The sequence below is a fragment of the Pradoshia sp. D12 genome, assembly GCF_008935075.1.
Taxonomy (GTDB): domain Bacteria; phylum Bacillota; class Bacilli; order Bacillales; family Pradoshiaceae; genus Pradoshia.
Genome location: NZ_CP044545.1, coordinates 2,055,987 through 2,071,438 on the forward strand (window position 1 = coordinate 2,055,987; position 15,452 = coordinate 2,071,438).

The following is a 15,452-nucleotide window of genomic DNA, read 5'->3' on the forward strand; positions in this document are numbered from 1 at the left end:
TTCGGGTCTATTATGCCGTAGAAAAAAATTTACTCACCTGTTAATCCGGTTCCTTTTACATATTGAGAAGGTGTCATAGATGTAATCCGTTTAAAAATCCTACTAAAGTAATTTACATCATTAAATCCAACTAGGTAAGCAACATCTGTGATTGACATATTTCCATTTAATAAATATAACTTGGCCGCCTCTATTCTTTTTAAATTGATGAAATCGGTGATACTTTTGCCTGTCTCCATTTTAAATTTTTTTGATAAATGTGATGGATTCACATGAATAGACTCTGCTATTTCATTAAGCATCAAAGGGCTTTCCAAATTGAAATTAATATATTGCACAGCGTTTTTGACGATTGGACTAAACTTTCGTGTTGAGAACTCATTAACGAGTTCACAATATGCATCAAGCATACTCCTAATAAGCTTGTGTAAATATGGTAGATTATCTGCTCTTTCAATCAGAATAGCATATTTTTCTGATACATCATGTAAATAAACCGGATGAACTCCGCCTTTTTCAGCAGCAATTCTAAATAATGTATTCTGAACAAACGTTAAATTTTTAGTCGATCGAATTGGATTTTCCGGAACTCTATTTTTTAGATGTACATCAGTTAAACCCGTTAATTGCTTTAATGCCCCTTCCTTATCCCCTCTTGCAATGGCATCTATAATTCTTTTTTCTATTTTATAACGGTGTTCAATGATCTTTTCACGATCCTCTTCTTCATCCTGAATAGGTTTTACTGGATTACTTTGTTTATTAAAAGTCGGTGTAACCAGCTGTGATGACGAAATATAGTTGTGAGGACACAAATTTACTAATAACTCTCCAATACTTCTTATTTCTTCCTGACTTAGGATTGATAAAGTCTCGTAGAAATCTTGATATTGCTTTCTGTCACTAATGGGTAAACTTTGAGAGGAGATAATTTGGCTGATAAATAAATCTGAAGGTAAATCAGACAAAAAAGGGCCAACCATCACTGTGCCTGCATATTGATCATCTTTCCATATTCCAGCAAAAATACATTCCAATTTAGCCGAATTAATATAATGTAAATATTCATTTTTTTTGCTCGCCTTTAACAATTCCGTGATTGATTTATTTTCCTCTTCGTTATTTGCCAATCCACTTGGTATCTGGTGTTTTGCCATTAGGATAATTTTATTTCCATCCAGGTCAAGCAGTTTTACATCCAATTTAACAATTGAACTGACCAGATTACATAGCTGAGCGTATACTTTTATCTGTTCCTGATTCAATCTAATCATCCTTTAAAATTCACTTTTTTATTTTCATTATACAATGAAAACGCCATCACGAACTAAAAATAATACTAAAAAAACAAAAATTGTACGATATTTTTCTAAAATTAATACCTATAATGAAATTAATTCAGTAAACACTATATATGAAGACAATCTGTTCTTATATCCTGATTGTTTACTGAATTAATTTATAAACAGGGAGTTCAATACATGAGAAAAGTAATTAATCTGAATGACGCATGGAAATTCATTAAAGAAAACGTACAAGATGCAATGAACCAAGTTTATGATGATGCTAATTGGGAGTCCGTAAACGTCCCTCATACGTGGAATGCGATTGATGGCGCAAATGGATTTGATTTTTATAAAGGAGCATGCTGGTACAGAAAAGAATTTACTGTAGATACTATAAATGCCGGCAATAAAGTGTATATCGAATTTAATGGAAGCAATAGTGTAACAGACGTTTATGTTAATGGACAACACCTTGGCCAACATCGTGGCGGTTACTCTATTTTCAGATTCGATATTACAGATGTTGTTACTTTCGGAGGTAAAAATACGATTGCCGTAAAAGTCGACAATACAGTTGTTGAAGATGTATATCCTCAAATGGCTGACTTCACTTTCTTTGGCGGAATTTACCGTGATGTTAATTTAGTTATTGCTAGCCATGTTCACTTTGATTTAATGGATCATGGTTCCCAAGGTGTTTATATCGTTCAAGACGAAGTGACGAAGGAACAAGCATCCATTACCCTAAAAACTAGACTTACAAATGATCATGAAGAAGAGAAAAAAGTTCGTTTATGGGCTGATATGCTTGATGCAGAAGGTAAGACAGCTGCTTATGGAGCAAAAGAGATTGTTCTTCCAGCAGGACAAACTACTGTTGTTGAATTGCCAATCAAAATCGAAAACCCAATCCTTTGGAATGGCCGTAAAAATGCCTATATGTATGAAGCTAACCTATCTTTAACAAGCTATAACGATGTAATTGATGAACTTTCCATTCCATTTGGTGTCCGTTACTTTAAAGTGGACCCTGAAAAAGGCTTCTTCTTAAATGGAGAACACCTTCGTCTGAATGGGGTTTCCCGTCACCAGGATCGTAAAGATATGGGCTGGGCAATCACTAAAAAAGAGCACAAAGAAGATATGGAATTTATCAAAGAAGTGGGCGCTACTTCCATTCGTTTGGCCCACTACCAACACGATCAATATTTCTATGATTTATGTGACCGTGAAGGTATGGTTGTTTGGGCCGAGATTCCGTTTATCTCTATCATGTCCAAGACTGAGCTTGAGGGTATAAACGCTAAACAACAAATGGTTGAGTTAATCAGACAAAATTACAACCACCCTTCCATTATGTTCTGGGGTGTTCAAAATGAGATTCAAATTGGCGGTAACAGACCAGAAGTAAGAAAACTTGTTAAAGAACTTAATGAGTTAACGAAAAAAGAAGATCCAACACGTTTAACTACACAAGCCAACGTTATGTTTGTTCCTGATACAGATGAATACAACTATATCACCGACACGATTGGTTACAATAAATATTACGGATGGTATCAAGGTAAGGCAGAAGATTTTGCTGAGTGGATTGATGCTTACCATGCAACGAACCCACAAGTTAGCCTTGGTATCTCTGAGTACGGTGCAGAAGGTATTATCCAGTACCATACAAACGATCCAAAAGTAAAAGATTACACAGAAGAATACCATACTCTATATCATGAAACTGTATGGAATATATTCGCTGACCGCCCATTCCTTTGGTCAACATATGTATGGAATATGTTTGATTTCGGAGCCAACATTCGTGATGAAGGCGGTGTAAAAGGCAGAAATAATAAAGGTTTAATGACTTACGACCGTAAAATTAAAAAAGATGCATTCTATATGTACAAAGCAAATTGGTCTGATGAAAAATTCGTGCATATTACAAGCAAACGATTTGTAGACCGTGCAGACGAAAAAATTACAGTTAAAGTGTATTCTAACTGCGAGGATGTAACGTTAGTAGTAAACGGGACTACCTATACAGCAGAACGTAACCGCGCTGCCTTTACCTTTAATGATGTGGCACTGGAAGACGGCATGAATACTGTAAAGGCAATCGGTACATCCGAAGGAAATACATTCGAAGATACTGCTCACTTCAATAAAGTGGATGAGCCAAATCCAAGCTACCTAGTTCCAGAAAGTGATGCTGGCGGAGTGGTTGCTAACTGGTTTGACATGCCTGATTTAGATGAAGACATGGAAATTGAAGAACTTGTTATCACTGATGATGTATATTCTACTCGCAATACACTCGGTGAGTTATATAAAAATGAAGAAACTAAGAAAGTATTAGAGAAGTATTTAAAAGGATTCAATGAGGATAATCCAATGTTCGGTATGGCAGAAGGTATGTCAATTGATATGCTGGCATCCATGGCGGATGATATATTTACTGAAAAAATGATGTATGCCATTAACAAAGAGTTAATTAAAATTAAAAAAGCTTAATTTAAAAAATGGAAATAGCGATCTGGGTTTATACCCGGTCGCTATCTTTCCTATATTCTTAGTCAAATAAAGAAGGTGCACGTATTGAAATCAATCATGTTATTTGGTGAAATGCTGTTGCGTTTAACACCAACCAATCATCAAATGTTAATTCAGGCAAGCCAGCTGGATATGATGTATGGTGGTTCTGAAGCAAATATTGCTGTCGCTCTCAGTCATTGGGGTGAAAAAACCTCCTATGCTACTTGCTTACCAGATAATAACCTTGGACTTGCCGCTGTCACACAGTTAAGAAAATATGGTGTAAACACTAATCATATCGTCTATAAAGGCAAGAAAATGGGCTTATATTTTGTTGAACAAGGTCATTCCATCAGACCTACAGAAGTCACTTATGATCGCCAAAACTCCGCTTTTGTTGAAGCTTTGCCAAATGATTATGATTTTGAAGCGATGCTTTCCGAAGTTAAATGGCTCCATGTCAGCGGAATTAGTTTAGGTGCAAGTAAAAATGCACGTGAAACGACTATGGAATTGGTCAAGGCGGCAAAACAAAAAGGCATTAAAATCAGCTTTGACTTTAACTATCGTGCAAAATTATGGACATTAGATGAAGCAAGAAAAGCTTACATCGAAATCCTGCCATATATTGATGTTATTATCGGAAGTTACCTGGACGTTCTAACAATCAGACAGGAAAAAAGAGAAGTTAACACATTCGAAGAAAAAATCGCTTTATTAAAAGAGTTTCAAAAAGAGTATCAGTTTGACCAAATTTACACAACTGAAAGAAATATTCTTGGTAACAATGTACAAGAATTACGATGTGCCATTATAACTGAAACAGAGCACTTCACAGCAGGTCCGGTTAAAGTAAATGTTCTTGATCGAATCGGTACGGGCGATTCATTTGTAGCTGGCGTATTATATGGAATCAACAATCAATACAGTCCTCAAGAAATCATTAATTTTGCCCTATCATCATTCGCCTTAAAACATACCATTATCGGCGATTTTCAAATTGCCAGCAAGGCGGATGTTCAACAATTTGATGTTGAAAATGAAAAAGTAGTTATCAAACGCTAATGAAAGCAGGTGCTAAAAAAGCACCTGTTTTTCATTTTCTCCCCTCTTCTGCTCCCTTTCAATAAAAAGCAATTCTCGAAAAACAAGTTTGAAGATTATGCAATTATGGAGATAGGTATATATATTCTATTAATAGCTTATATAGATTTACAGAAAGTGAGTCGAATGTTCATGCCATCTGAAGTACTAACAACTGATTTTTATATTTTAATAGCAGCGATCCTATTAATCCTCGGAATTCTGTCTACAAAATTCTCAGCAAAATTAGGAGTCCCATCACTAGTCTTTTTTATACTGGTCGGAATGGCCATGGGAAATGATACCTTCGGCGTAATTAATTTTTCGAATGCAGGATTAGCACAAACGATTGGTGTTCTGGCCTTGATTATTATTTTGTTTGAAGGTGGAATACAAACTAAATGGAAATCATTGCGGCCAATTATTCTCCCTTCCCTTTCACTGGCAACCATTGGTGTTTTGATAACCTCTGCAATAGTTACGATAGCAGCTCATTATATTCTTAATGTTGATTGGCTGATAGCTATGTTATTCGGTTCAATTGTTGGATCAACGGATGCAGCAGCAGTATTTGCTGTATTAAAAGGACAAAACATACAAGACCATTCAGGTAAAACATTAGAGGCTGAATCTGGTTCCAATGACCCGATGGCAATCTTTTTAACCGTGTCCTGTATTGAAATGATTACCTCTTCTGAAGTAAATGTAGTTAATCTAATTGGATCTTTTATTGTCCAGATGGGACTTGGTTTACTGCTTGGATGGATATTCGGGAAAATAGCCGTTGCTGTGCTTAATCGGATCAATTTGGAATCAACTGGCCTTTACCCTGTTTTCGCTGTTACATTCGCTTTATTAACATACGGTATTACTGCGAATCTAAACGGAAGTGGATTACTGGCCGTCTATGTAATGGCTATTATCATTGGAAACTCTGAGGTCGCCTATGAAAAAGCTACACAATTCTTTGCCGAAGGATTTGCCTGGATGATGCAAATTTTAATGTTCATTATATTAGGCTTACTTGTTAATCCCGACGATTTATTTTCACTTGAAATTATCTTAAAAGGCTTATTGCTTTCTGTTATTTTAATCCTGATTGCAAGGCCGGCAGCTGTATTCATTTCTACTATTAAAATGAATTTCAATTTTAAAGAGAGAGTATTTTTATCCTGGGCTGGCTTAAAAGGCTCCGTACCAATTGTCCTGGCGACATTTCCCTTACTTGCAAACATTGGAGACAGCCACCTGATTTTTAATGTTGTCTTCTTTGTTGTATTAACAAGTTGTTTAATACAAGGATCCACCATATCCTTCGTGGCTGGCAAACTTGGATTAGCCGAGCCTGCCAGTGAAACCCCTAAGCATTCACTTGAAATTGTCTCACTGGGTAAGGCCAATGCTGAAATGGTGAAATATCAAATGGAACCGGACTCTTTCTTGATTGGGAAAACACTAATTGAAATACCATTCCCTGACCATACATTGGTCAATGCAATCATAAGAGATGACAAATTGGTTACCCCTACCGGTGACACAGTGATCAAAGAAGGCGATTTTCTCTATGTATTGACACCTAAGTTAAAAAAACGCAGCGTAAAACAGTTACTGCGAAAGAAAAATACTGATAATGAAGAATAATAGTAAGATTAGAAGTTAGTATCCTATTTCAAAACTATGATAGCTTAAAGAACAAAATCTCATCAAAAAATGCCTCCTATCTCAAGGATAGGAGGCATTTTTATTAGACAGTCACTACTTTTATTTCGTTTTTGATCACTTCTGCTTTAAATGTTCTCTTGTCTGGGTGATTGAAGACACAATCCGCAATTCCATCCTCAAGTTGTTCCTGAATAACTCGACGTAATGGACGTGCTCCAAAAGCAGGATTATATCCAAGCTCAGCCAGTTTTTCTTTTACTTCATCTATTATGGTCAGTTTAAATCCTTCATGATCAAGCATTTCATATAGTTCAGCAAGCATAATATCTACAATTTCAAGTAAGTTTTCTTTTGTTAATGATTTAAACTCAATGATGCTATCAAAACGGTTTAAAAATTCAGGCTTGAAGTAGCTGCCAAGAGATTGAAGAATAGATACTTCTTCCTCTACTCCTCCTGCTCCAAAACCAACTTTCTTAACTTTCTCACCGACTCCTGCATTACTTGTCATGATAATCACTGTGTCTTTAAAGTTTACTGTGCGTCCCTGACTGTCTGTTAAACGTCCATCTTCAAGGATTTGCAAGAACATGTGCATCACATCTGGATGAGCTTTTTCAATTTCATCCAAAAGAATGATGCTATATGGTTTACGGCGAACCTTTTCGGTTAATTGTCCGGCTTCTTCATGTCCGACATATCCCGGAGGAGAACCGATTAATTTAGACACACTGTGTTTCTCCATATATTCACTCATATCTAAACGAATCATAGAGTCTTTTGTGCCAAACAATTCTTCTGCCAATGCTTTTGATAGCTCAGTCTTCCCAACTCCAGTCGGACCTACAAATAAGAATGATCCAATTGGGCGATTTTTGGCTTTTAAGCCGGCACGGCTCCGACGAACAGCTTTCGCCACTTTTTGAACGGCCTCATCCTGACCGATTACTTTATTTTTAAGTTCCTCTTGAAGCTTATTCATTCGAACAGCTTCATCCTCTTGTAGCTTACCTACTGGTATACCTGTTTTCTGTTCGATGATTTTCTGGATATCTTCTACAGTTACCTTCGGCTTTTCACCAGTTCCTGTTTTAAGCATATTTTCAAGTTTTTCTTCTTCGTCTCGAAGTTTGGCAGCCTGTTCATAGGCTTCTGTTTTTAATGCCTGTTCTTTTTCTTTGTGAATTTGCGCCAATCTTTCTTTTACTGATTCTTCACCTTGATTTTCAATTGTCAAATTCAATTTAGAACCAGCTTCATCCATTAAGTCAATGGCTTTATCCGGCAAGAAACGATCTTGAATATAGCGGTGTGACAGTTCTACCGCTGCTTCTAATACTTCATCACTAAATTCAACGGAATGGTAGGATTCATATCTTTCTCTTAATCCTTTTAGAATATCTAACGCTTCTGCAGTTGTAGGCTCATTAACCATTACTGGTTGGAAACGTCTTTCAAGTGCCCCATCTTTTTCAATTTGACGATACTCATTTAATGTTGTTGCACCTACTAATTGTAACTCTCCACGCGCAAGCGCTGGTTTCAGAATATTCCCTGCATCCATGGAGCCTTCTGCAGATCCGGCACCTACAAGCTGATGAATTTCGTCAATAAACAGAATCACATTTTTTCTTGTTTGCAATTCTTGAATAAGCTGCTTCATCCGTTCCTCAAATTGCCCACGAATACCAGTATTGGATACTAAGGAAGCAACATCAAGCAGATATACTTCTTTATCCTTTAGTTTTAAGGGAACATTCCCTTCCGCAATTTTAATCGCAAGTCCTTCAGCAATCGCTGTTTTACCAACCCCTGGTTCACCGATCAGGACTGGATTATTTTTCGTACGTCTGTTCAATATCTCAATTACACGTTTAACCTCTTCTTCACGTCCAATCACTGGATCAATGAGTCCTGCTTTTGCATTATAAGTTAAGTTACGACCGTATTGATCAAGTAATCCTCCACCATTAGGCGGCTGTGTTTGTGTTCTGACCTGTTTATGCTGGTTGTGATTTGTCTGGTCCATTGAGCCAGACATATCTGACATAAATGAATCTCCGTTACCCTGGTTGAAAAATGATTCTAATGTAAATGGCTTAAATGGATGTAAATTCATTCCTCCCATTTGAGCTCCTAATTTATTGCGTTCCTCTTTATAGCATGAAGAACACAAATGATGATTTTCCTGATGTCCATTCACCCTTAATTGCATCTGTACAGTTGCTTGGTTTTGTTGGCATTTTTCGCAAACCATAGATGTATCCTCCTTATAATTCTAAATTTATTTTATCGTTTTACAGTTACTAAACTCATTTGAAAATTGGTCAATTTGACTTTGACTATCTTTGACCTTAATTACATTATACTCTGACCTTTTTTGACTTTCAACTATTTTATACCCATTTGTTTATTTTTTAATCATAAAAAAAGGAAGCGCCTGATACAGCGCTTCTTAGATAAACAAATAATTAATTAGTCACGGCTTCCTTTATATCATCATATCGCAAAGTTGCCTGTGCAGCTGCCAGCCTTGCCAATGGAACACGATAAGGCGAACAGCTTACATAGTCTAAACCGGCTTTATAACAGAAGTCGATTGATATTTTTTCTCCGCCATGCTCCCCGCATATGCCAGTTTTTAATTCAGGTTTTGTTTGTCTGCCCAATTTCACTCCCATTTCGACCAGCTTACCTACACCATCTTGGTCTAACACTGCAAAAGGGTTTTCAGGCAGGACTTTTTCTTCTATATATGTTTGTAAAAACTTCCCTTCCGCATCATCACGGCTGTATCCAAAAGTTGTTTGGGTTAAATCGTTAGTACCGAATGAGAAGAAGTCTGCCTCTTTGGCAATTTGATCAGCAGTAAGTGCTGCCCTTGGGATTTCAATCATAGTACCAATCGTGTACTGGAACTTTTTGTCCGTTTCTGCCTCTACCTGAATCGCTGTATCCATCACCAATTGTCGCATTTGTTTCAATTCATTCACATGTCCAACAAGCGGAATCATGATCTCAGGCTGAACCGGAATACCGCGCTCCATTAAGTTAGCAATCGCATAGAAAATAGCTTTTGCCTGCATGCCGTATATTTCTGGATGAATCATGCCTAATCGGCAACCGCGATGTCCAAGCATAGGATTAAATTCATCCAATTGACGAACCTTTTTTAACAGTTGCTCTTTTTTCATTAATTCCTTTGAATCAGGATCAGTAATTTGAAGCTTCGTCACTTCGATGATTAATTCTTCTTTATCAGGTAAGAATTCATGTAATGGTGGATCTAATAAGCGAATAGTAACCGGATTTCCCTGCATGGCTTCAAAAATGCCTTCAAAATCCTCTTGCTGCATTGGCAATAAATATTCTAATGCTTTATTTCTTTCCGCAATGGTCTCAGAAAGAATCATTTGTTGGACAAACGGTACACGTTTTGCATCCATGAACATATGCTCTGTTCGACATAGTCCGATTCCGCCAGCCCCAAATTCGAGAGCCTTTCTTGCATCCTCTGGATTGTCGGCATTTGCACGTACCCCTAGTTTTCTAGTTTCATCCGCCCATGATAATAAAGTTAAAAATTCATCCGATAATTCTGGATCAATCATTGGAATCTCTCCAAGCATGATTTCACCTGTAGATCCATCTATCGTAATGGTATCATGATGGTTCACTACTGTATCGCCAACTCTGAATTGCTTTTCTTTTAAATCAATCTTTAATGGCTCACAGCCGCAGATACATGGCTTTCCCATACCTCTTGCTACCACGGCAGCATGGCTTGTCATTCCCCCACGGGTTGTAACAATTGCCTGGGCAGCAACTATTCCATGAATATCATCAGGTGTCGTCTCAGGACGGACAAGAATGACCTTTTGGCCGTCATTGCCCAATCTTTCTGCTTCATTCGCATCAAATACTACTTGGCCTGTAGCAGATCCTGGTGATGCTGGAAGGCCTTTAGCCAGTTGTTTTCGTTCATAAGTGTCATCAATTCGGGAGTGGAGTAGCTGATCCAATTGCTCCGGATCTACTCTTAACAGCGCTGTTTTTTTATCGATGATCCCTTCCTGCACCATTTCTACAGCAATTCTAATGGCTGCCTGTGCAGTACGTTTACCGGATCTCGTTTGAAGAATGTATAATTGTCCACGCTCAACCGTAAATTCTATATCCTGCAAATCCAAATAGTGTTTTTCAAGCTGCTTGCATGTATTTACGAATTGTTCAAAAACATCTGGCATATCATTTTCCAAGGTATGTATAGGCTGTGGTGTCCTGATTCCCGCAACTACATCTTCTCCCTGAGCATTAATTAAATATTCCCCATATAAAACATGCTCTCCGGTGGATGGGTTTCGGGTAAATGCCACTCCTGTTCCGGAATCTTCACCCATATTCCCAAAAACCATGCTTTGAATATTAACGGCTGTTCCTAAATGTCCAGGAATTTTATTTAAACGTCTGTACACTTTTGCACGCTGATTATTCCAGGAATCAAATACCGCTTTAACAGCTAAAAACATTTGCTCACGAGGGTCTTCGGGGAAACTTTGTTTCGTGTGCTTTCTAACAATATTTTTATAACCTTCTATAACTGTTTTCCAATCTTCGGCGGTTAATTCAGGATCATTTTGATACCCTTTTTGTTCACGTATATCTTCCAGCAATTGCTCAAAATAAAATCCATCAACTCCCAAAACCACATCGCTGAACATTTGAATGAAACGACGATAAGAGTCATAAGCAAACCTTGGATTTCCTGTTAACTCTGCCATGCCAACAACCGTTTTATCATTCATACCGAGATTTAAGACAGTATCCATCATACCCGGCATTGAAAAGACGGATCCTGATCTAACAGAAACTAAGAGGGGATCAGTTGGGTCGCCAAGCTTTTTACCAGTGCTCTGTTCAAGATTTTGGAGTGCCTCGAGAATTTGCTCTTCCATCTCTTCAGTAATTTGTTTTTCATTTTCATAATAAGAGTTACAGGCTTCTGTACTGATGGTGAATCCAAATGGTACAGGTAAACCGATATTCGTCATTTCAGCTAAATTAGCTCCTTTACCACCCAATAAATCTTTCATATTACTATTTCCTTCGTTAAAAAGATAAACATATTTAGTCATCATACATAGCTCCTCTCACCTTTTAAAATATCCAAAATAATACTCGCTGTTTCTTCAATAGCTTTATTGGAAACATTAATGATCGGACAGCCGACTCTTTTCATAATTTTCTCGGCATAATCCAATTCCTCTAATATTCGCTCATAACTGGCATAGTTAGACTGAGAGGTTAAACCTAATGATTTTAATCTTTCTTTACGGATAGCATTTAACTGGTCTGGAGTTATAATCAGACCAACACATTTACTCTTTTTAATTTTGAATAACTCATCAGGCGGTGAAACTTCTGGAACTAAAGGCACATTGGCTACCTTGTACCCTTTGTGTGCTAAATACATCGATAATGGAGTTTTTGAAGTCCTTGAGACTCCTATTATCACAATATCTGCATTTAAAAGACCCCTTGCATCTTTACCATCATCGTACTTGACGGCAAATTCAACTGCTTCAACCTTACGAAAATAGTCTTCATCCAATTGTCTGGTTAATCCTGAAAGATGATTGGCTGGCTTATGGAATTTTTCCTCAAATGCATTTAATAATGGAGATAACAGATCAACTGCTACTACATTCGCTTCTTTAGCCCGCAAATCCACATGCTCTTTTAAGGAAGGAATAACAAGGGTGTACGCAATAATGGAGGAGTCCTGTTTTGCTAAATTGATAATTTCATCAATATCTTCTTCACTTTTTACATATGAATTTCTTCTAATATCTACTTGTCCGCCATTAAACTGTGTGGCAACCGCCTTTACGACAAATTCTGCTGTTTCTCCTACCGAATCAGATATAACGTATACAATTTCCCTCTTGTTCATCAGCCAATTCCCTTCTATCCATAAATTAGTTATGTATTCGTAATATATAAGCAATGACTGTTATTTTTCTGTTCATCTCCCTCTCTAAATCAACCTCAATTAATTTTTTCGTTAACTTAATAGTATCACCACTTTTTTAAAATTCAAACTAATATGTTATACTTTTTACCAATTAGTATAACATAATTTACTTCTTGAAAATCATCTATTATATATAAATATATCTCAATTTTATGTATTTTCAAAAAAAATAAACTATACAATTCATTACACAATAGTAAAATAAAAGATAAAGCGGAAAGGAGGTATCTATGAACGGCCTAACAAAGCGAATAATTGTAATATCTTTTGATTGCTTATCTGCATTGGATTTTCCTAAATTAACTAATTTAACGCACTTCAGGGATATAATTGAGAGAGGATCTTATGCAAACCATGTTCAAACCATCTACCCCTCTTTAACCTATCCTTGTCATACATCCATCATCACAGGTAATTATCCGAAAAGACATGGGATTATCAACAATACGCTTATTCAGCCCGGCCGGAAATCTCCTGATTGGCAATGGTACAGATCTTCTATTAAAGGCACTACTTTATATGATCAGGCAAAAAAGGCCAACCTAACAACCGCTTCCCTTTTATGGCCTGTCACTGGCCGTGCGAACATCGATTACAATTTGCCGGAAATTTTTCCAAACAGACCCTGGCAAACTCAACTGCTTGTCTCACTCTTCAGCGGCAGTCCTCTCTACCAATGGCAGCTGAATAAAAAATTCGGCCATCTGAGGCAGGGACTGAGTCAACCACATTTAGATGACTTTGTGCTGGCCTCTTGCCTTGAAACAATCAAAACGAAGCAGCCACATTTACTTCTTGTTCATTTCACAGATTTGGATTCAAAGCGACATGACCATGGATTTGATTCCAGCGAAGCTAATGAAGCACTGACAAGGCATAATGAACGTCTTGGCCAAATTATTACCACATTGAAAGAAATACAATTATATGAAGAAACAACAGTGATTGTCCTTGGGGATCACAGTGCATTAGATGAAAATAAAGCGATACAAGTAAACACCCTATTTAAACGGGAAAATTTTATACATATTAACAAACAAGGAAAATTGATCAATTGGAAGGCTTATTGTAAATCCTGTGATGGATCAGCATATATTTACGTAAAAGATAAAGAAGATATCGGTACCTACAAGCGAGTTCAGTCATTATTGACTAAATTAATGGAGAACAAAGACAACGGGATTGAACAAATCCTGACTGGTACTGAAGCAGAAAATTTAGGGGCAGACCCAGCTTGTGCCTTCATGCTTGAAGCAAGAAAAGGGTTCTATTTCACGGAATCTTATGAAGGCGATTTCATTAAGCATATAAGCGCAGAAGATGTGAAGCGTGAACCCAAATATACATTGGCCACACATGGATATTCTCCTCAAAAACCAGATTACAGCACCGTATTTATAGCAGCAGGCAAAGGAGTCACAAGCGGACAAATCATTCCAAACATGCACCTTGTCGATATAGGTCCTACATTAGCTGCTATGCTGGGTCTCTCCCTGGGAGAAACAGATGGAAAGGTGATAGAAGCGTTTATCCAGCCAAAAGAATAAAGGAGGTAAGGTATGAGTTCACTAACAAAGCAGGAGAAAAGCTGGGCTTTTTATGACTGGGCAAATTCAGCCTATTCAATTGTAATCGTGACAGCCATCTTTCCTATTTATTTCAAAGCAGCCGCAGATGCAGCGAATATATCGAATGCTACGTCAACTGCTTATTGGGGTTATGCCAATTCTATTGGTACATTATTAATCTCTATTTTGGCACCGCTCTTGGGTACAATTGCAGATTTTAAAGGATTTAAGAAACGTTTCTTTATTTTCTTTTTTTCACTGGGGATACTCTTCACTTTCATGCTAGCAATCGTACCTTTTGATCAATGGATCATTTTATTGATTTGCTACATCATCACTTCCATTGGTTTTGCAGGCGCAAATATTTTTTATGATGCCTTTTTAGTAGATGTGACCGATGATAATAAAATGAGTAAACTCTCTGCTCACGGATATGCATTGGGGTATATAGGAAGTACCATTCCATTTATCATTGGGATTGCCCTCACCCTGCTCGCTCAACAAAAAATCATTCCACTCTCCATTACAGCAGCAATGCAAGCAGCCTTTATAATCACAGCACTATGGTGGGGATTATTTACGATTCCGCTGTTAAGAAATGTACAACAAACATATTATATTGAACGGGTTAGAAACCCAATCAGGATGAGTTTTAAACGCCTGTTTGCTACGTTCCAAAATATCAGAGCCTATCGTCATTTATTTATTTTCCTGATTGCTTATTTTTTTTATATTGATGGTGTGCATACGATTATTACGATGTCGACTGCCTATGGAACTGATTTAGGCTTTAGCTCGACTACCTTGTTAATTGTTTTATTTGTCACGCAAGTCATAGCCGCTCCATTCTCTTTGCTATATGCCAGACTGGCAGCTAAATACAATGAAAAAATCATGATTTTAGTAGGTATAGCAATCTACACATTTATTTGTATCTACGCTTATTTTATTACGTCAGCGCTTGATTTTTGGATATTGGCTATCCTGGTAGGTACGTCACAGGGTGGGATTCAAGCTTTAAGCCGCTCCTATTACGCTAAACTTGTGCCAAAAGAGTCTTCAAATGAATTTTTTGGCTTTTATAATATCTTTGGAAAATTTGCTGCTATTACCGGTCCATTTTTAATGGGAATCACAACGCAAATTACCGGCAATACAAATATTGGTGTGCTTAGTTTAGTGGTCCTATTTATCATTGGCGGGCTCTTCATGCTCCGTGTGCCAAATACTGCCCAGCATGCCCCTACTGTTACGGCAAAATTATAAATATGTTAACAAATATAATCTGTTTATTGG

9 protein-coding genes are annotated in these 15,452 nt (G+C 37.2%); 5 read left to right on the forward strand and 4 right to left on the reverse strand.

The features are described from left to right. Positions 1-29: 29 nt before the first annotated feature. Positions 30-1,265: a helix-turn-helix domain-containing protein gene (locus F7984_RS09890; RefSeq protein WP_375138405.1), complete on the reverse strand. Its 1,236-nt coding sequence runs from the start codon at positions 1,263-1,265 to the stop codon at positions 30-32. Positions 1,266-1,481: 216 nt separating this feature from the next. On the opposite strand from F7984_RS09890, the gene F7984_RS09895 reads away from it, so the two are divergent. From F7984_RS09895 to F7984_RS09905, 3 genes are all read left to right on the forward strand, one after another. After that, complete coding sequence (locus tag F7984_RS09895; RefSeq protein ID WP_139891884.1) at positions 1,482-3,788, forward strand: glycoside hydrolase family 2 protein; 2,307 nt, start codon at positions 1,482-1,484, stop codon at positions 3,786-3,788. An 84-nt stretch (positions 3,789-3,872) separates the two neighbouring features. Continuing rightward, positions 3,873-4,874, forward strand: a complete 1,002-nt coding sequence (locus F7984_RS09900; RefSeq protein ID WP_066103594.1) for a sugar kinase — start codon at positions 3,873-3,875, stop codon at positions 4,872-4,874. A gap of 171 nt (positions 4,875-5,045) precedes the next feature. Next, positions 5,046-6,533: a potassium/proton antiporter gene (locus F7984_RS09905; RefSeq protein ID WP_140461673.1), complete on the forward strand. Its 1,488-nt coding sequence runs from the start codon at positions 5,046-5,048 to the stop codon at positions 6,531-6,533. 103 nt (positions 6,534-6,636) lie between these two features. On the opposite strand, the gene F7984_RS09910 is transcribed toward F7984_RS09905, so the two are convergent. The 3 genes from F7984_RS09910 to F7984_RS09920 form a co-directional block, all read right to left on the reverse strand. After that, entirely contained in the window at positions 6,637-8,811 is a 2,175-nt protein-coding gene (locus F7984_RS09910) for an ATP-dependent Clp protease ATP-binding subunit (protein WP_140461506.1), read from the reverse strand. A gap of 214 nt (positions 8,812-9,025) precedes the next feature. Further along, a complete protein-coding gene (gene ppdK, locus F7984_RS09915; RefSeq protein ID WP_066103591.1) occupies positions 9,026-11,689 on the reverse strand; it encodes a pyruvate, phosphate dikinase in 2,664 nt (887 codons plus the stop codon). Then, a complete protein-coding gene (locus F7984_RS09920; protein ID WP_066103589.1) occupies positions 11,689-12,507 on the reverse strand; it encodes a pyruvate, water dikinase regulatory protein in 819 nt (272 codons plus the stop codon). Before F7984_RS09920 ends, ppdK begins: the two co-directional genes overlap by 1 nt. 311 nt (positions 12,508-12,818) lie before the next feature. Between F7984_RS09920 and F7984_RS09925 the strand changes: the two genes are divergently transcribed. Further along, positions 12,819-14,135: an alkaline phosphatase family protein gene (locus tag F7984_RS09925; RefSeq protein WP_066103587.1), complete on the forward strand. Its 1,317-nt coding sequence runs from the start codon at positions 12,819-12,821 to the stop codon at positions 14,133-14,135. Positions 14,136-14,147: 12 nt separating this feature from the next. Then, on the forward strand, positions 14,148-15,422 hold the full coding sequence (locus tag F7984_RS09930; protein ID WP_066103586.1) for an MFS transporter: 1,275 nt from the start codon (positions 14,148-14,150) through the stop codon (positions 15,420-15,422). Positions 15,423-15,452: the final 30 nt, after the last annotated feature.